Annotated in this window: 14 protein-coding genes; 7 read left to right on the top strand and 7 right to left on the bottom strand. The window is 59.6% G+C overall.

Annotated features, from left to right (window positions below; genetic code table 11):
* Positions 1–8: 8 nt before the first annotated feature.
* Entirely contained in the window at positions 9–623 is a 615-nt protein-coding gene (locus B1781_RS11330) for a LysE family translocator (protein WP_078119777.1), read from the bottom strand.
* Between the two features lie 181 nt (positions 624–804).
* Here B1781_RS11330 and B1781_RS11325 point away from each other — a divergent pair, with 181 nt between their 5' ends.
* Entirely contained in the window at positions 805–2,457 is a 1,653-nt protein-coding gene (locus B1781_RS11325) for an ATP-dependent DNA ligase (RefSeq protein ID WP_334223972.1), read from the top strand.
* Here B1781_RS11325 and B1781_RS11320 read toward each other — a convergent pair.
* Positions 2,447–4,003 carry a PAS domain S-box protein gene (locus tag B1781_RS11320; protein ID WP_164513351.1) on the bottom strand — a complete coding sequence of 519 codons (1,557 nt, stop codon included), beginning with the start codon at positions 4,001–4,003 and terminating at the stop codon, positions 2,447–2,449. The genes B1781_RS11325 and B1781_RS11320 overlap by 11 nt on opposite strands.
* A gap of 429 nt (positions 4,004–4,432) precedes the next feature.
* On the opposite strand from B1781_RS11320, the gene B1781_RS11315 reads away from it, so the two are divergent.
* The 5 genes from B1781_RS11315 to B1781_RS23160 all read left to right on the top strand — a co-directional run bounded on the left by B1781_RS11315 (position 4,433) and on the right by B1781_RS23160 (position 13,260).
* Complete coding sequence (locus B1781_RS11315; protein ID WP_334223971.1) at positions 4,433–8,878, top strand: DEAD/DEAH box helicase; 4,446 nt, start codon at positions 4,433–4,435, stop codon at positions 8,876–8,878.
* The gene (locus B1781_RS11310) at positions 8,878–9,672 is read left to right on the top strand and encodes a DNA-formamidopyrimidine glycosylase family protein (protein WP_078119775.1); all 795 of its coding nucleotides are present in this window, start codon (positions 8,878–8,880) and stop codon (positions 9,670–9,672) included. The genes B1781_RS11315 and B1781_RS11310 overlap by 1 nt, the downstream gene beginning before the upstream one ends.
* Before the next feature lie 206 nt (positions 9,673–9,878).
* Positions 9,879–10,529, top strand: a complete 651-nt coding sequence (locus B1781_RS11305) for a peroxiredoxin (RefSeq protein WP_078119774.1) — start codon at positions 9,879–9,881, stop codon at positions 10,527–10,529.
* A gap of 563 nt (positions 10,530–11,092) precedes the next feature.
* A complete protein-coding gene (locus B1781_RS23165) occupies positions 11,093–12,025 on the top strand; it encodes a transferrin-binding protein-like solute binding protein (protein ID WP_164513350.1) in 933 nt (310 codons plus the stop codon).
* An 8-nt stretch (positions 12,026–12,033) separates the two neighbouring features.
* Positions 12,034–13,260 (top strand): surface lipoprotein assembly modifier, encoded by a 1,227-nt coding sequence (locus B1781_RS23160; protein ID WP_164513349.1) that lies wholly within the window; start codon positions 12,034–12,036, stop codon positions 13,258–13,260.
* 29 nt (positions 13,261–13,289) lie between these two features.
* On the opposite strand, the gene B1781_RS11295 is transcribed toward B1781_RS23160, so the two are convergent.
* The 3 genes from B1781_RS11295 to B1781_RS11285 form a co-directional block, all read right to left on the bottom strand.
* Positions 13,290–13,685, bottom strand: a complete 396-nt coding sequence (locus tag B1781_RS11295; protein WP_125932035.1) for a hypothetical protein — start codon at positions 13,683–13,685, stop codon at positions 13,290–13,292.
* Positions 13,686–13,747: 62 nt separating this feature from the next.
* Positions 13,748–14,716, bottom strand: a complete 969-nt coding sequence (locus B1781_RS11290; protein WP_125932034.1) for a hypothetical protein — start codon at positions 14,714–14,716, stop codon at positions 13,748–13,750.
* 193 nt (positions 14,717–14,909) lie between these two features.
* Positions 14,910–15,584 carry a cysteine hydrolase family protein gene (locus B1781_RS11285; protein ID WP_078119770.1) on the bottom strand — a complete coding sequence of 225 codons (675 nt, stop codon included), beginning with the start codon at positions 15,582–15,584 and terminating at the stop codon, positions 14,910–14,912.
* A gap of 261 nt (positions 15,585–15,845) precedes the next feature.
* On the opposite strand from B1781_RS11285, the gene B1781_RS11280 reads away from it, so the two are divergent.
* Positions 15,846–16,682: an endonuclease/exonuclease/phosphatase family protein gene (locus tag B1781_RS11280; RefSeq protein WP_164513348.1), complete on the top strand. Its 837-nt coding sequence runs from the start codon at positions 15,846–15,848 to the stop codon at positions 16,680–16,682.
* A gap of 24 nt (positions 16,683–16,706) precedes the next feature.
* Here B1781_RS11280 and B1781_RS11275 read toward each other — a convergent pair whose 3' ends face one another.
* Together B1781_RS11275 and B1781_RS11270 are read right to left on the bottom strand one after the other, a co-directional pair.
* Complete coding sequence (locus B1781_RS11275) at positions 16,707–17,132, bottom strand: hypothetical protein (RefSeq protein ID WP_125932033.1); 426 nt, start codon at positions 17,130–17,132, stop codon at positions 16,707–16,709.
* A gap of 79 nt (positions 17,133–17,211) precedes the next feature.
* Positions 17,212–18,303 carry a phosphatidate phosphatase App1 family protein gene (locus B1781_RS11270; RefSeq protein WP_164513347.1) on the bottom strand — a complete coding sequence of 364 codons (1,092 nt, stop codon included), beginning with the start codon at positions 18,301–18,303 and terminating at the stop codon, positions 17,212–17,214.
* Between the last annotated feature and the right edge of the window lie 112 nt (positions 18,304–18,415).

Here is an 18,415-nt window from a genome sequence, read left to right as displayed (position 1 = left end):
TGGACCGGTTACGGCTTGGCGACGATATAGACCCCGGTGCCGACCAGCAGGCCGCCGGCCAGCCATTCGGCCTTGCGCAGGTGGTGGCCGGAATGCAGCCGGCGCCTGATCCGATGTGCCAGATACACGTAACCGAGTTTCACCAAGCCTACCGTCGCCAGGGTCGCAATACCAATCACGCCGACATCAACTCGCGCGAGGTTCTGGACGTCGACAAACGCCGGAAACAGGCTTGCGTAGAAAACGATGGCCTTCACGTCGCCCAGCGTGAGCGTCAGGCCGGCGATGAAACCACCCCACGCGGAGCTTGAGCCGTCAGCGGGCGCAACATGGTGTGCACTACCCGCCTTCAGCAATTTGTAGCCGTACCACACGAGGTAGATCCCGCAGAGGATTCTTATCAGACCGAAAAGATCGCCAACCAAGTGGGCTACCGCCGCCAAGCCTGCCAGGGAAATGCAGACCAGCACCAAATCGCCGACCACGATTCCGGCAGCAACCGCCACCCCATCGACAACCCCAAGCATCGCGGTTCTGGTGACGACCAGCAGCACGCTCGCACTGGGCATCGCAGCCAACACCGCGATGATGGAAAACAACGATACGAACTCAACGGCGGTCATGACGGTTCCTGTTACAGCAATTTCTGATCATGGGCTGTACGGCATCGGGTGTGTTCGGACCCGACGTGTCGTTGGAATTGTCTTGGACGTTTCGGCCGACATCGAGGATTACCACTGTGCCATGCAGATAGAGATGAATAGATATACGTGATTTTTCATTTATTTAGCATGTGTATTTCATGTGCATTCTTTACTACTCGAACCGGCCTACAACAAGCCTGTCGCGGTTGAACCAGCGTTTCTCGCCCTCATCTCCGCACAACCCGACCTTACCGAACCTGGAAACGTGCTGCTCAACTCCGTCGCCCAAACTTCGCTTGCCTTGGCAGCCACGCGCAGCCGGATCAAAAAAGCCGCTCTGTTGGTGGAGTGCCTGCGCGGCCTCGGCCCCGAAGAGATCCGTATCGGTGTGTCTTACCTCAGCGGCCATCTGCCACAGGGCAAGATCGGACTGGGTTACTCCCTGTTGCAAAAGTCGATGTCGGCACCGGCCGGCGAAGCCACGTTGTCGCTGGCCGAAACCGATCGACGGTTGACCGATATCGCAGGCATCAGCGGTACCGGCTCGCAGGCGAAACGATCGCATCTACTCGGCGAGTTGCTGGCGTGTGCCACCGAACAAGAACAGACGTTTCTGCAGCACCTGATACTCGGCGAACTGCGTCAAGGTGCGCTTGAGGGCCTGATGATCGAGGCGATCGCCAAGGCGAGCGAACAGCCGCTAAAGGCGGTGCGCAAAGCGGCGATGTTGTCCGGTGATCTGCCGCTGGTTGCCGACCGGGCCATGCGCGAGGGTGCGGCCGGCCTGTCGCAGTTTCGCTTCGAGATGTTCCGCCCACTGCAGCCGATGCTCGCCCAACCGGCAGAAGACCCGGCCGATGCCCTTGCGCAACTCGGTGAGGGCGTGTTCGAGTACAAGCTGGACGGCGCCCGCGTTCAGGTGCACAAGCTCGGCGACGACGTGCGCGTGTTCACCCGTCAGCTCAACGAAGTCACCCACAGCGTACCTGAGCTGGTCGAGCAGGTGCGCCTGCTGCCGGCCGAGCAACTGGTGCTCGATGGCGAGGCCATAGCATTCGACAAACAAGGCCGTCCCTTGCCCTTCCAGATAACGATGAAACGGTTCGGCAGACGACTCAAGGTTGACGAGATGCGCGACAAGCTGCCGCTGTCGGCGCGTTTCTTCGATTGCCTGTTTGTCGACGGCGATGACCTTATCGATCAGTCATTGACGACGCGCCTCGGTCAGCTCGATGACATCGTTATCCCGGCGCTGCGCGTGCCGCGCGTTGTGGCTGCAGACCAAGAAGCAACTCGCGATTTCCTCCGCCAGGCATTACAGGCCGGTCACGAGGGCATTATGGCCAAGGCGCCCGACTCGCTGTACGAAGCGGGCAATCGCGGTGCGAACTGGCTGAAGATCAAACCCGTGCATACGCTCGACCTGGTTGTTCTGGCCGCAGAATGGGGCAGCGGCCGCCGGCGGGGCAAACTCAGCAACCTGCACCTGGGAGCACGCGACCCGCGCGACAACACCTTCGTGATGTTAGGTAAGACCTTCAAGGGGCTGACGGACAAGATGCTCGAATGGCAGACCGATGCACTGTTGCAACGCGAAATTGGCCGCGAAGGTCACATTGTGCACGTACGCCCCGAGCTGGTCGTCGAAGTTGCCTTCAACGAGCTTCAGGCCAGCCAACAGTATCCGGGCGGCATGGCGCTACGCTTCGCCCGCGTGAAGCGCTATCGCCAGGACAAGACGGCCGCCGACGCCGATACGATCGACACCGTACGCGCAATCTTCGAGCAAGGTTTTGCCGGCGTCAGCCGGTAGCCGAGGCGCGCCGCTCGTGTTCGGCCGACTGGTGTTTGGAAAGATCGATAATGCTGACCAGCACCATCTGCCTGCCGGCATCCATATAGGGGTTGAGCCCGATTTCGACGCTTATCGGCTCACCTGATTTGGTGACGGCTTCAAGTCGACGTCCGCCGCCCATCAGGCGCGGTTCCGGGTCTTCCATGTAGGTGTCACGATATTTGCGGTGCTGCGCGCGTTGATCGGCGGGCAACAGAAAATCGACCGATTCTCCATTGAGTTCGCCCGGCTCATAGCCCAGTAACATCTCTGCGGCGGCATTGCCGATTTCGATGTTGCCTTCGGCATTGACTACCAACTGGCCGACACTGCTGGCTTCGAACAGCCGATGAAAGCGCTCTTCGAGCTTTTTCATCTTCTCCAGATTCTCGGCGCGTGCCACGGCGTAGCCGGCACGAAGCTGTGCACGCCGTTCACGCACATGCCCGCTCAGATACAGGAACATCGACAGGCCGTACACCGACAGTCCGACCAGCGTCGCCAACGAAACCAGCATGCGGTTATCGCGACGGATATCCAGCAGAAAACCGATCGGCCGGCTGGCCACCAAGGTCAGCTCAAATTCGTCGGTGACCAGTTGATCGATGCCTCCGAGCTGCGCAGGAAACATGTTTTTCATCCGGTGGAAAATGTCGGCCGGCTGCAGGCGTTTCCACGTCCACAGACCACCTTGTGCTTCGGTATCGCCAACCTGCTTGGCGCGAATCGATTGCCACAAAGCCGGATACATGTCGGCGAAATTCACAACCGAGTCAGTGATCGCCAGTTCACCTGCAGCCGGCCGATGCAACAACTCGCCTGCGCGATTCACTACGTGGTAAAGCACATTGCTGTTGCTCTGGCTGACGCCTTCCACGGCATCGAAGAATGGCCGCATGTCGATGTTGAAAATGATGATGCCGCGCGATTCACGATCGTCGCCGACGAGTCGCTTGGCGATGCGCAATACGGGTTTTAGCGGCGCTTCGACAACGCCCTGCTCGTTGTTGAAATCGATGGGCGATATATAGATCTCGCCAGGCAACAGATTTTGCGTTGCCTGGAAATAGTATCGATCGTGTTTGTCCTGCAGCTGATCCGGCGGCGTGACCGTCGGTCCATTGCTGCTGCGCGACACGCGCACTCTTTCGCGTCCGTTGCGATCGATCCAGCGCACCTGGTCGTAGTAAGGATGGCGCCGGGCAAACGTCATGAACGTGGATTCAAGCGTCTGCAGTGCCGCCTTGTCTGGCGAATTGGCCACCTTGGTCACCGCGGCCTCGCCCGATATCGACACCAGGTGATTGAGCGAGTTCGATACCTGGGCCCCGATAAAGCCGCCGATGAACTGCAGCCGGGTATTGTCATCGTCAAGTACCGCCTGAATCTCGGATTCGGTACGCATGGACGCGAACGACGCACCAACCACCAAGGCAATGACGACGACCGGCACGAACAGAACGATGAACTCGTACATCGGAAACCGGACGTTCTGCGCGATGTCTGTTGCTGCGGAGTCTTTCATGGGACCTGCTGCCGCCTCCAGGCCGTGGGAAAGGTCTGCGGTTCCGTTCCGATGGACCAGCCCGATGGCCGCTGAAAAGGGAATGACGATTGCTACACCTTGGTTACAGACTGCCACAATTACTTTTGCGGGATAAACCTGTTTTTGGACGCGGCAATCCGAAATGCGCACTATGTCCACGCCGGATTCGCCGTGCCCGACGACGTAGATACGACGCGTCAACGTCGTTCTCTGCCTGCCGACGGCGCAGGGCTTCGACGGCTGATGCGCGAGCGCCACGCAGAAATGAACGCTGTGGGTATGCTCTGCGCTACCCCACATTTATCCTGGTGTAATTCGGGCATCCGAAACCCCATTTCGCCAACCAAGAAGATGACAGAATGTGTGACGTGAATCTTGTCGCCAAAGCGGTTTGATCGGAAAACAACAGTGACAGAAAAATTGCCGTTCAACGAACCGACTGCACGCTGGTTCAACGAGGCGTTTGCCGATGCTACGCCGGTACAGCGGCACGGCTGGGCATCGATCGTCGATGGCGCACACACTCTGCTTGTTGCACCGACCGGCAGCGGCAAGACCCTGGCCGCCTTTCTTGCCGGCATCGATTATTGTCTGTCGCTGCCCGCCGACGCACCGCCAGGCGTGCGCATACTGTATGTCTCCCCGCTCAAGGCCCTGGTCTACGATGTGGAGCGCAACCTGCGCGCGCCACTGGTCGGCATCAGCCACAAGGCTGGCGCGCTTGGAAAGGTTGTGCGCGACGTGCAGGTCGACATCCGCACCGGCGACACGCCACAGAAGGAACGCCAACGCCAAGCCAAGCACCCGGCAGATATCCTGGTAACCACGCCGGAATCACTGTTTCTGTTGCTCGGTTCAAAGGCCCGCGACAACCTGCGCAGCGTGCACACCGTTATTGTCGACGAGATCCACGCACTGGCCCCGACCAAACGCGGCACGCACCTGGCGCTGAGCCTGGAACGGCTGTCGGCGTTGTGTGCCAAGGATCCGCAGCGTGTTGGCCTGTCGGCTACGGTCCGGCCGCTCGACGAGGTCGCGCGTTTTCTTGGCGGGCGACGTACGGTTGCCACCGTCGACCTGTCGGCGAAGCCGAGAATCGACCTTGCTGTGCAGGTGCCGGTGGCGGACATGGATAATCCGGTGACGCCGTCCGCCGAAAAACCCGGGGGATCAATCCTTGGCGAGTTGTACACGCGCGAGGTGGGCACGACCCAGCCGGAGGAACGCGGTATCTGGCCGGCCATCTATCCGCAACTGCTCAAACAGATCGAAGAAAACCGATCGACCATCATTTTCGTCAACAGCCGGGGTTTGTGCGAACGCCTGACGCAGCGGCTCAACGAACTGGCCGGCGAAGAAGTTGTGCGCTCACACCACGGCAGCGTATCGCACGAAAAACGCGCCGAGATCGAAGAGGGTCTCAAGCAGGGGCGGATCAAGGGCATCGTCGCCACCAGTTCACTCGAACTCGGCATCGACATGGGCGCGGTCGACCGTGTGGTGCTGGTCGAGTCACCGGGATCGGTCGCGCGCGGCCTGCAACGCGTCGGTCGAGCCGGTCACCAGGTCGGCGAGCTCAGCGTCGGTCGGCTGTTTCCAAAGTTTCGCGGCGACCTGCTCGAAAGCACCGTGATCGCACAACGCATGATCGAAGGCGAGATCGAGTCGATCAGCGTGCCGCGCAACACGCTCGATGTGCTTGCCCAGCAGATTGTCGCGATCTGTTGCGACGCGCCGACGAGCAGCAGCGACATCGAGCAAGTGGTAACCCGCGCCTACCCGTTTCACCAGCTGTCGGGCGACGCGTTGCAGGCCGTACTCGAGATGCTGAGCGGTCACTACCCATCGCAAGACTTCGCCGACCTGCGACCACTGCTGGCGTGGGACAGAAACAAGGACGAGTTGCGCCCGCGCCGCGGCACGCCGATGGTTTCGCGCATGAACGCCGGCACAATCCCGGACCGCGGCAACTACACGGTCACCCTCGGGCCGGATGGCGCACGCCTCGGCGAACTCGATGAGGAGATGGTGTACGAAACCCGCCCGGGCGAAAACATCCTGCTCGGGGCGACCACCTGGCGCGTCGAAGAGATCACTCGCGATCGCGTTATCGTGTCGCCGGCGCCGGGCGAACCCGGACGGCTGCCCTTCTGGCGCGGTGACGGTCCGGGGCGGCCGTTGGAACTGGGGCGCGCGCTCGGTGCCTTTGTCCGCAAAGTCGGTGCCATGCCCCCTGCCAAGGCGGTTGAGTGGCTGCAGCAGCATGCACATCTGGACCGCAACGCCGCGCATAACCTCGCCGACTACCTCTCTGAACAGAAAGAGCACACCGGCTGTCTGCCGACAGACCGCACGATCACCATCGAACGTTTCCGCGATGAACTGGGTGACTGGCGCGTGTGCATCCTGTCGCCGTTCGGTGCGCGCGTGCATGCGCCCTGGTCGATGGCGTTGCAGCAACGCCTGTCGATCGACAATGCCTTTGAAGTACAGGTGATGTACACCGATGACGGCATCGTGCTGCGCTTTGCCGATACCGATGAGCCGCCGGATCTCGACGTGTTGCTGCCCGACCCCGACGAGGCGGAAGAGCTGGTGACCGACCAGCTTGCGCATACCGCAATGTTTGCCGGCCTGTTCCGCGAGAATGCCGCACGCTCATTGTTGATCCCGCGACGCCGGGTCGACCAACGGACCCCACTATGGGCACAGCGACTCAAGGCGCAAAACCTGCTGGCGGCAGTGCGCAAGTACCCCAATTTCCCGATCGTACTGGAGACCTACCGCCAGGCGCTGAGCGACGTCTTCGACCTGCAGGCGCTGCGCAGCGTGTTGCGTGATATCCATGCGCGCAAGGTGCGTATCGACGAGGTCGAAACCCGATCGGCATCGCCGTTTGCCCGCTCGCTGGTGTTCGCCTACGTGGCGGCCTATATCTACGAACAGGACGCGCCGCTGGCCGAACGACGCGCCCAGGCATTGACCCTCGATCGCAACCTGCTCAACGAGCTGCTGGGCCAGGATGAATTACGCAGCCTGATCGACGCCGACGTGTTGCTGCAACTCGAAAGGGAACTGCAACGGTTGACTGACGACCGGCGTGCCCGCGACGCCGACGAGATTCACGACCTGCTGCGCCAGCTCGGTGACCTGAGCGAACAGGCCATCGCCGAACGTTCCGTATGCGATGTAACCTCCGCGCTATCGCAATTGCAGAATGAACGCCGTGCCATCCCGGTCAGCATTGCGACGCAACAACGCTGGATCGCCGCGGAGAATGCCGCCATCTATCGAGATGCCCTCGGCGCCGTACCTCCGCACGGCCTGCCGGAGGTCTTCGTCGAGGCACAAGACAATCCCCTGGCGTTCATCGCCTACCGCTACGCGCGAACGCATGGCCCGTTCGTGACGCGCGAACTCGCCACACACCTCGGTCTGCGACCGGCACAGGTCGAACCGGTGTTGCGCGGCTTGCTGCACAGCGGTTCGTTGGTCCAGGGTGAGATTCGCCCCGGCGGTGTCGAACTCGACTGGTGTGAGGCCGATGTACTGCGGCGCCTGAAGCGGCGTACGCTGGCCAAGCTGCGCGATGCCGTTGCACCGGTCGATGCCGCGTCGCTGGCGTTGTTTCTGCCCCAATGGCACCAGCTCGGTGGAGAACGCAGCGGCACCGCCCGCCTGCTCGAAGTCATACAACAGCTTCAGGGCCTGGAGTTGCCCTGGTCGGCCCTGCACGGGCACGTTCTGCCGGCGCGCGTTGCCGGCTTCACACTCGACATGCTCGACATGCTGGCCGCCGGCGGCCAAGTGGTATGGCTCGGACGCTCACCGCTGGGTAGCCGTGACGGGCGCATCGTACTTTACCTGCGCGAGCACGCACGCGAACTATTGGACAAGGTGCCGACGCCGGACGGGCTTGAAGAGGCGCATCACGCCGTCCTGGATCACCTGCGTGAACGAGGCGCTTCGTTTACCTTCGAGCTCGAATCGGTCGTACAGAAACGATGCGCGGGGATGAACGGCAGGGAGATCCAGGCGACGCTGTGGGACCTGGTGTGGGCTGGTCAGATCACCAACGATACCTTCGCGCCCCTGCGAACACTTGGTGCGCGATCGGTACGCCACAGCGGCAGACGCGGCCGTGTGGCGTCGACAATGGCAGGTGGTCGCTGGTCGCTCGTCGAGAGCCTGTTCGATACCGGCCTGACCGATACCGAGCGCACCATTGCACGCAGCAACATGTTGCTCGATCGTTACGGCGTGGTCAGCCGCGAAGTGGTCGCCGCGGAGGAACTCAGCGGCGGCTTCGGCCCGATCTACAAGGTCATGTCGAGCATGGAAGAGGCCGGTCGTGTGCGCCGCGGTTATTTTGTCGAAGGCCTGTCGGGTGCGCAGTTTGCGCGCCCCGGTACGATCGACCTGCTTCGCGGTGTACAACCGGAAATGCAGGCTGACGTCGATGCCGACAGTTACCGCATCGACTTGCTGCCTGTCGTCGATCCGGCAAACCCCTGGGGCAGCCTGCTTGCGTGGCCGCAAAGCGGCGGTGCGGAAAAACTCAGGCCAAAGCGCGTAGCCGGCGCCTGGCTGTTGTTGCACCAAGGCAATCCCCTGCTCTACCTGGGTCCCAACGGCCGCCAGCTGATCACCTTCCCTGCGCACCTTGAGCGACCCGGCGTTCGTTCCGCCTGTTTCGAGGCGTTGCGCGCCATGCCAGGCAGCACACGTCGCGGCACGCTGATCATCGAGAAGGTCGACGGCCAGCCTGTCGGTCAATCGCCCTACCGTGACACCTTGCTCAAGGCCGGGTTCATCAGTGACTACCGCGGTGTCGCCGCGGAGGCCTTTGCCTGATGCCGGAAGGCGATACGATCTTCAAGCTTGCGGCGTACCTGAAGCCGGTGTTGACGGACCAGCGTATCCAGGTCGGTACACTGCGCGATCAGCCAGCAGTCGACCTTGCCGGACGCGAAATCACCGATGTGTTCGCACACGGCAAGCACCTCTTCATCGCATTCGACGACGAGCACATGTTGCGCAGTCATCTCGGCATGTGGGGTTCATGGCACCACTACGCCATCGATGAAACTTGGCAGAAACCCGCGCGCCAGGCTTCAATCGTGCTTGAGCTCGGTCAACGCGTTTACGTCTGTTTCAATGCGCAACAGGTCGAGTTGATGCGCAAACACGGGGTTCGCGCACGGCAGTTCGGCATCGTCATGGGGCCGGACCTGTTGGCAGACGAGGTTGATATCGACGACATCGTTACCCGCGCACGCGAGATGTCGGCGCCCTCGCGGCCGATCGCAGATGTGCTGCTGGATCAACGCATCGCCAGCGGTATCGGCAATGTCTACAAATCAGAGGTGTTGTTTATCGAGTGCTGTCAGCCGGCATCGGAGCTTCAGCAACTCGATCACGCCGTTTTGCGGAATCTCTATCAGCGAGCATCGGAGCTGCTGAACGAAAATACGCGTGGCGGCCCTCGCATCACCCGACGAGCCAATGACCAGGCCGACACACTCTGGGTATACGGACGTACCGGCCTGCCCTGCCTGCGCTGCGATACGCCGATCGAATCGATGCGATTCGGTAAAGCACAGCGTTCGACTTTTTGGTGTCCACACTGCCAGCCAACAGCCGCTTGATGGTTGCGCAAAACGCGAAACAAAAAACGTTGTAAGCATCGCCTCAAATGGCCATCGCTTCATTGATATTCCGCAATAGCGAAGCGCTATCCACACACTCTAAAAATGCAATTGGATCAGCGCTTTAGCACTCGTTAACCTGTATCCACCGCCGGCAATACAGATGCCGGATTACAACTCCACGTTATTGATGAGGTTACGAAACAATGGATACACAATCGCAAGCGCAGTTCGCCATGCCACGTATCAATGAACCGGCTCCGGCCTTCGAGGCGCGCACCACGCACGGCGTCAAGTCGCTGCAAGACTATCGCGGCAAATGGTTGGTGCTGTTCTCACACCCGGCCGACTTCACCCCGGTATGTACCACCGAGTTCATGGCATTTGCCAAACACTACGACGACTTCCAGGCGGTCAACACCGAGCTGCTGGGATTGTCTATCGACAGCTATTACAGCCACGTTGCCTGGGTACGCAACATCAAGGAACGCTTCGGCGTCGATATCCAGTTTCCGATCATCGAAGACCTGTCGATGAAGGTGGCAAAGGCCTACGGCATGATTCACCCGGGGGCAGCGGATACGTCGGCAGTGCGCGCAACATTCATCATCGATCCCGAAGGCGTACTGCGGGCAATGGTCTACTACCCAATGACCAACGGCCGCTCGATCCCCGAGTTTCTGCGCCTGATCAAGGCACTGCAGGCATCGGACACGCACAAAATCGCGACACCTGAAGGTTGGCAGCCGGGTGAGAAAGTCATCGTACCGCCTCCTGGCGATATGGAAGCCGCCGAGAAGCGTGCCGACGAAGGCTATGAGTGCACCGATTGGTATTTCTGCAAGAAGGCACTCTGACGTTTACTGAGCTATACGCCGGGCGGTTTGCCGACAGTCCTTACTGTCACGCAAACCGCCCGCATAAGCGTTTACTGACCGCGGTGCAAGCTTTGGATCTCGCACGAAGCTAGTTACTTACAATCCTCACATAGATTGACGCCTGGTCTTTTCGCGTGATCTACTTTGTACATGCGAGATTCGTCATATACATTCGACGATTCGCACATAATAAAACCTAAGCAAGTGTGCTGAGACAAGGAAGTACCTAGAAAGTCGAGACGAGCCCCAAACCCTTCACATTACGGAACGTCTTCCCACGGCCATCCCGGCCCAATCGAATCACGTATTGACCTGTATCACGACGTGATCAGCGCGCGTCTGTACGCTAAATGGGAGAAAGCAGAATCTGCGTAAGGCGTTCCGTTTGCCGACGTCCAGATAGCCGGACGATCGCAATAGATGTTGGGCCCGCGTTGGCAGGTCACTTCCAAAGCACAGCACCAAGGAAACAGAGCTTGACAGTCGTGACCCGCAAGTTTTGCGCGGCTTGTCGAACGGAAAAACACAACATGGAGAGCATCATGTCGCTCGCAAAGATTTATAAGGTTGCCAAGGTCGCCCCAATCGTCACTTTGGCGGCATTCATCGGCGGATGTGGCGGCGGTGGCGGTGGCGGCGATTCAGCCGGCGTGACCCAGTCGGTAAGCTTCGTGAAATGGTCGTCGATCAACCCGCCCGCGACCGTAAGCATCAAAGGCATATCGCAGGACGCCGACTACACCGCATCGGCTCCGAGCTTCAATGCAACCAGTGTTACCGACCTCGGTGTCGACACGACAGCGAGTGCGTACATCACCTACCGCTTCGACGACACCATCAGCCGCATCAGCATCACCACGCAAAACGGCACGGTGACGTGGGACGAAAACTCGGGCGATCTGATCGACGACACCGATCCGCTGGCAGTCGTAGCAGCAAGCGGCAGCAATCAGTCGATGTTGTTTACTGTGAATCCGGTTGCGCTGTCGTGGGACTATCAAACGTTCGGCACCTGGCAGACCGGCATCATGACCGGCTCGGGCCAGATCGGCGCCGTCAGCTTGGGGGCACCGACGGCAGGCAGCGCAATACCCACCTCGGGTACCGCCAGTTTCACCGGGGCCGCGATGGGCATCTATGTCGATGCGGCGGGTGCACAGTATCTCGCGGGCGGCGATCTCACCGTCAATGCCGACTTCGTGGGTCGTTCTCTTACGTTCGCAACCACCAACTCCGAGAAACTCAACCTGCTGACATCCGCCTCGTCGCTGGCGCCCAACCTCGACCTGAGCGGAACCCTGAACTATGCAGCAGGCGTCAATACCTTTACCGGCTCGCTCACAGCCGCCGGCGGCATGACCGGACAGACAGAAGGACGCTTTTACGGTCCCAATGCCGAAGAACTCGGCGGCGTATTCTCGGTTTCCGGTGCGGGCACCGAGTCTTACATCGGCTCTTATGGAGCGGCTCAGTAGTCCGAGCCATGGGTTCGCCAACGATACTGCGCGGCCGACTGGCATCACTGCTCGTCGGCTGCCTCACCATGTTCAGCGTCGCCGCCGCTTCGGCGACAGAGCCTGTTACACAGGCAACGCCTGACGATGACACCTACCAGGTATTTTTCGCCATCGGCATGGAAGAACTGCGGCGGCAGAACTACCCGGCTGCGATTCAGGTGTTCAAGATGCTATCGAACCGGCTCGACTCACAGCGCATACGACTGGAGTTGGCGCGGGCATATTTCCTCGACCGGCAATACGAGCATTCAAAGCGGCTTTTCAACGACATTCTGGCCGACGCCTCTCTGCCCTGGGGGGTGCGTGAGAACGTCAACCGTTATCTCGACCTGATCGATGAGGCGCTGGGCAACATCAAGTTCTCGGTGGCGTTTGTGACCGACAGCAACCCGATGAACTACACGGAGAGCCGCCAGGTCATGATCGCCGGCCAGGTTCTGACAATCGCTCAACCGCCCGAGAACGAGGAAACGCACGGAATCGAGTACGGCGTGACTGCGACAAAGGCATTCACGGCGGACGCCAGTGTTGTCGGCTTCGCCAAGGTCAGCTTCAGAGACCTGGAAGGCGATGATTTCGATCGGTGGACGCTCGACGGCGGTATCGCATTGTTCCCCAGGACCTACCGAAAACTGCAGGGTCGCGTCGGCATCGAAGAGTCGTACTACGCCGGTGATCACCAGTATCGCCAGCCTTACGTATCCGTCACCTATTTTCCGGACCCTGTCGAACGATTCCGCTTGAGTACCGAAGCCAGGTTGGCCTATCTCGATGTGGATGAGTATGACCATCTTGACGCGTTCTCGCAGACGTTGACGGCACGCGCATCGACTATCCTGGCGAATAGCATGCAGGTACTCGGTAGCGTCTATGTCGAGAATTCCGACGCCGACGAGAAACCTTATAGCTATCAGGGCGCGGGAGTCAGCTCCACTGTCTCTCTACCGCTGTTTGACACCTGGGGAGTAGACCTGTCCGCCGGATACGGCACTCGCAACTATCTGGATGACGACCCCTTCTTCACCAAGCAGCGACGTGACAACACCACCAAGCTGAGCTTCCTGGTGCACAACAAGCAGTGGAAGGTCTTTGGATTCACTCCTGAGTTTGGCGTAGCGTATCAGCACACCGATTCGAACATCAGCTTTTACGAGTTCGACAAGACAACCTTTGTGTTGCGCGCGAAGAACTGATCCTGATTTCTCCGCTGCCGAATCTGTTCTTAACGCGTGCCCGCCGGTTCCGCGACACAGTTTTCTACCGTCGCTGCTTCGCAGGCCCCTTCGCAACGCGGTTCACCGAAACGATCCTTAACCACTGCGCCGCCCGGTACCGTCGAACAATAGACCTCACCGTCAGACGTCGCAATACAGCGGCCCTTTCCACATATGATCTCGCCGGTGCGTGACCGAACCGCTGCACCGTCGCGGTATGCTGAACAGGCGACATTGCCATAGCGATCACGCTGACAGTCACCGCGGCCGCAGATCACCTCACCTTTGTAGTTCTTCTGGCAGTCTGCGAGTGCCTTCGCTGCCGGCAACAATGCAAGGATCAGTAATAACGGCGCAAGCAAAACGCTTACGCCTCGTTCGCTACCCTGTCTGTTCATAGCCATCCTCGCTCCTGCCGACAAAACCCGAACAGCCGGGCGACAACCGCGACCGACCGAAAATCGCATCAATCATCAACGATACCGCACACCCTGAATGCTTCAGCAAACATATTGCGGGCTACCTCGTCCATATGCTCGTACAGATAACGCCTGGATTGGCAGACGGCCAAAGTGTAGCGGTCGCCCGCTTTCAGGCCTGCCGCGATATCGCGTTTCCCCATGGGTATCGAATCACCGTCACAGCGAAACCAGATCCATTCGCCTTCATGTACCAGGTGAGCATTGTCGTTACCACACTTCACGTCGACGAACGGATCGCCGGCATTGAGATCCATCGGCCGTGTCGCGGCCAGCGGCGTCTGATCTTGCAGCACAGACAACGGCAGGTAGAACCCCGCCTGATCGGTCTCGCCTCGCGGCAAGGGTGCGGTTTCGGTGGTCGAACTGCGTTGGTGGTTTGGCATATGGCACGTCGAACAGTCGTTGAGCCGGCGAAGCATATGTAGTCCGACAGCCGACAGCGGCGGTCGTTCGACCGGCGTTCCCAGATGCCTTGCCACGCTGATCATTTCATCGGTGGCGACCTGTCGTGCCGCCTCGTCACCCGCGAGCCACGACCAACCGACGAGCGGCGCATGCGCAGTACCGTCAACGGGCCGATAGACATGCACATCCATCTGTCTCGGGTTGCGGATCTCGGCTCCGCGAACATCCATCACGGTCTCATCGCGCGTGCCGTCGGCCCGCTTGTAACCCAGCAATTCGATCCGGTCAGCACGCGTGCCGGGCGGAAACACCAACGTCGGCCGCTGCTGGGCCTCAAGATAGCGTGCCGAAATCTTTTCATCCGGTGGTACAAAAAGATAAACGCGGATGATATCGCTGGCATCGTGGGTCGTCGGCAGGCGGACCGGTGGAACCATTTCGACGAACCCGTTTAGCTGCCAGTACACCTCGGGACGTTCGATGCGCAGTTGCTGGACACCCGCGAGTTGCAGGCGGGTTGACGAATCCGCGCCAATAGCCGACGCCAAGCCGGCGACTGTGAGCCAAAGAACTGCCACCAAGATGCGTTGTCTAACCCGGTTCAATTGTCCGCCTTGCATAGTCCTCACACCCGTGCACCGGTGCTGGCGATGCATGTCAGGATTCGACACCCCGGTGTTCAGCCTGCCTCACCCCGTGCAGTGCTACCGCGGCAGCCAACCTGGATCGACTTCGGTTGTGTCAGTTCAATTGCATGATCTCAAGCAGTTCATCGCTGCTGACGACATGGCAATAGATCATGTTGATGATCTCGAGCTCGCGTTGGTGCAGCTCGTCGGTACCGGCTGCACAGCAATCCTCGACCAAAACCACGTTGAAACTTTCATCCGCCAGGCTGCGCACCGTCGATGAAACGCATTGATCCGTGTAGATTCCCGTCACTACGACGTTGCGAATACCCATGTTGCTAAGCACAAGGCGCAGATTGGTGCCGGTCAATGCGCTATCGGTCGTCTTGGTGACGACGATCTCTCCCGGCAAGGGCGCGACCTCGGGAGCGATCTGCGATTCCTCGGAGGTCGTCGGCATCAGAAGATTATTCCACCCCGGCATCTTCTGACTCCATGAACGGTCGCGCCCATCGTCGAGCAGGCAGGCAATGCGTGCATGAACAACATTGATGCCACATCGACGAAAATCATCCTGCAAACGCTTGAGGTTGGGCATCACGGTCTGCCGCATGCGATCGAAGAAAGGCGTCCAGCGCGCCTGTTCTTCGGCGCTGCTCTTCGGCACCAGACCATAGTTCTGCACATCAATGCACAGCAGCGCCGTTTCACTCGCAGGCAGAACCAAGTCTTCTGGTTCAGGTGCGTCTTGATAGTAAAAAGAACGATAGGCCGATTTCCAGTTCATGGCTCCTAGTCCTTGACCGTCAGCAATTGTATGACGCTCCAACGATACGCCCTCGTACGACGCAGCGAAACCTGCAGGCAGGCGCGTTATCGATTCTTTGTGCGTTCCTTTAGAATCGGCTTGCTCGGTCTGTCGTCAACAGGGATTGGAATCGAATCCGTCATGCGTCTCGTGAAGTTTGCTGCCTTGGCCAGCGGGTTGGCCATACTCATCCCACTGGTGCCCTACCGCGTGGAAGGCGACGGAAACCTGCTGCTATGGATGATCGACCTCGCCAGTCACTGGCAATGGCTGTACGTCGCCGTGCTGCTGGTCTGTGCACCGCTGCTTGCATGGAAGGATAAACGGTGGCTGATGCTCATAGTGCTCACCGTTTTGCCGTGGTTCACCGCGTCATCGACGGCACTCCGCGCGAATCACGACGGACCGACATTGACCGTCATCGTCGCCAACGTCAATGCGGCCAACCAAAATCCCGCAACATTCATTGACTGGTTGAACAATCGACAGGCGGATGTCGTCGCGGTACTCGAAGTCTCGCCGCAACTCGGCATTGATCTGGAGAAACTCGTGGCATTCCCGCACCGCGTCATCCGGCCGCGCAACGACGCCTTCGGTATTGCCCTGCTGTCCCGGTTTCCGTTGAGCGATATACAAGTGATCGAAGACAACGACGGCATTCCACACATCGAGGCACAAGTCGCATGGCCGAAACAGGCGTTTGACATTGTCGTATTCCACCCGATGCCGCCGATGGCCCCTGAGTTTCACGCCCTGCGCGACGTCAAGCTGACTGCTATCGCCAGACATCACAAGGACATCGCCCGACCCGTCGTGGTGGCGGGCGATCTGAACGCGACCCCCTGGTCGTCGGCTTTCACCGGACTGGACGAACTGGGCCTGCGCCGCACCGGAGACTTATCGCCGACCTGGCCGGCAATGTTCGAAGGATGGTTCGGCATCCCTATTGATCACCTGCTCGTCTCGCCGGAATGGCGGGTGAATGACGCCTACATCGGCCCCGACATCGGCTCGGACCACCTGCCGATTGCGGTGGTCTTGCAGACCTCCAGCGCCGCGACAATGCCCGGCCGCTAGCGCGCCGGGCCTATCCGTCGTTACTCAACGCGGCCTAGGCGGTGCATCACCACGGCGACCGTGATACACCTCGAACTGCCTACGGTTGTGATCGCGCTCGGCGCGGTCGTACTTCGGTTCGCGACGATAGTTTGCCGGTGGCCGGTACTCGGCGCGATGGCGCTCATGATGACGATACGGCTGCGGTTCCTTTATCATCAAGGGTCGACGGACGCGGTGATCGAGATAGATATGGCTCGGCAACACCTTGACCCGAAGCCAACGATCATGATCCCGGTAGTAGTAGTGCCCCGAGAACAGATGGAAGTACACGTTCACGTCCGGGTAGTAGTAATAGTCGTAGTCGTAACGGTGCGCCGGCGGCCGCTCATGCGGCGGCGCGTAGACGCAAGCGTTTAGCGCGACAGCGATGCCGACAAGTATGAATAGCAAGGATATAGGGCGGCGCATGGAAAACCTCCTCGTTCGCCACGAGCCACAGGGGTGGCTGAATAATTAGACAGCCGACCGCCCGATTGGTGCCCGACGCTCAGCTCTCCGGCAATCGGTAATTGCCCAAGTCGTTCGGATCGTCGAATACCGTCCATACCGCAGCTGGGATTGCACCAAACGTCGCCTGGTAACGCGCCGCGTCCGCTGATTCGCCGGTCACGTTGCGGATGAAGATATGCGCAACCTGATCGGGGTGCTGCCGATAAATTTCGGCGTACACCTCCGGGTCGTGTTCCCCGGAGTCGCCCACCAGCACAAACCGGCGCTTGGGGTACTGTTTGACCAGGCGCGAGATAGTCGGCACCTTGGTCGTCATCGACGATGCAAAAAGGTCGAAGAACGATTGGTCTTTGACGCGAAACTGTTTCAGATGGAGGCTGCCGCCGGGCAGACCGGTGTCGTCGAGAAACTCGGTCAGAAAGGGATACAACTGCCAGGGCGACGACGATACGTAGTGAAAGACCGCACCCTGATCCGCCCACCGCTGATAGGCCTGCGGCATACCCGGGACCGCTTCGAAAGGCCGCAGAAAGGTGTTTTTGATCAATTCCCGCTTGTTCAACACATCGCTGGTCTTAACGGTGTCGTCAATGTCGGAGATCACCGATATGCCGTCCTCCCCGATCAATTGCACCCGCCCGGCAAAACGCCGTTCGTCACCCGCGGGCGAGACGATCGCCACTTCGCGGCAACCGTCGCAGTTCTGATCGATCAGATCGGCGGGAAACCGGATGGTCGAAAAAAAGTGTCCATTGCTTCCGGATTTCGCCAGTTGCGTCGATTCACCGGCGACATCGATCGTCAACCGCTTGTTGCGCTCGTTGTCGACCAGAAACATGGCGGCGCGCTTGCGAAAGGCAGATTCTTCCAGCGCGCTTTGATCCAGGCCCAACCGTTTGACGAAGGAGTTCGCCAGCGCCGAACGCCAGGCTGAGCCTTCTTCCGGTTCGAATATCCAGCCGTGAACATCCGCCTGCCATAGCCGGCCGTTATCGATGAGATGGGCGTTGGTAGTGAAAAGGATGACGTGTTCGTCGCTTTTCAGATCGGAGGCGTAAACGCGTTGAAAGGCCAGAAACGCGAACAACGTAACACCGAAAACGAGGACAAGAACACCGAAGTCAATCATGTCGCGAATTCCATTTTGCGAAGGTTCTGTTGGATTTGACATCGAATGCAGTCAGCCCGCTTATATTGAGGTCATGATCCGACCGGATGCGCGTCGAGTTCTACGAACAGCG

The organism is Thiosocius teredinicola (genome assembly GCF_002009425.1).
Classification (GTDB): Bacteria; Pseudomonadota; Gammaproteobacteria; order Chromatiales; family Chromatiaceae; genus Thiosocius; species Thiosocius teredinicola.
This window is presented reverse-complemented; position numbering and strand designations above follow the sequence as displayed.

Excerpts from the sequence above, each read along its gene's own strand:
- B1781_RS11330 (WP_078119777.1), bottom strand. The coding sequence starts at position 623 with ATGACCGCCGTTGAGTTCGTATCGTTGTTTTCCATCATCGCGGTGTTG.
- B1781_RS11320 (WP_164513351.1), bottom strand. The coding sequence starts at position 4,003 with ATGAAAGACTCCGCAGCAACAGACATCGCGCAGAACGTCCGGTTTCCG.
- B1781_RS11310 (WP_078119775.1), top strand. The coding sequence starts at position 8,878 with ATGCCGGAAGGCGATACGATCTTCAAGCTTGCGGCGTACCTGAAGCCG.
- B1781_RS11305 (WP_078119774.1), top strand. The coding sequence starts at position 9,879 with ATGGATACACAATCGCAAGCGCAGTTCGCCATGCCACGTATCAATGAA.
- B1781_RS23165 (WP_164513350.1), top strand. The coding sequence starts at position 11,093 with ATGTCGCTCGCAAAGATTTATAAGGTTGCCAAGGTCGCCCCAATCGTC.
- B1781_RS23160 (WP_164513349.1), top strand. The coding sequence starts at position 12,034 with ATGGGTTCGCCAACGATACTGCGCGGCCGACTGGCATCACTGCTCGTC.
- B1781_RS11295 (WP_125932035.1), bottom strand. The coding sequence starts at position 13,685 with ATGGCTATGAACAGACAGGGTAGCGAACGAGGCGTAAGCGTTTTGCTT.
- B1781_RS11285 (WP_078119770.1), bottom strand. The coding sequence starts at position 15,584 with ATGAACTGGAAATCGGCCTATCGTTCTTTTTACTATCAAGACGCACCT.
- B1781_RS11280 (WP_164513348.1), top strand. The coding sequence starts at position 15,846 with ATGATCGACCTCGCCAGTCACTGGCAATGGCTGTACGTCGCCGTGCTG.
- B1781_RS11275 (WP_125932033.1), bottom strand. The coding sequence starts at position 17,132 with ATGCGCCGCCCTATATCCTTGCTATTCATACTTGTCGGCATCGCTGTC.
- B1781_RS11270 (WP_164513347.1), bottom strand. The coding sequence starts at position 18,303 with ATGATTGACTTCGGTGTTCTTGTCCTCGTTTTCGGTGTTACGTTGTTC.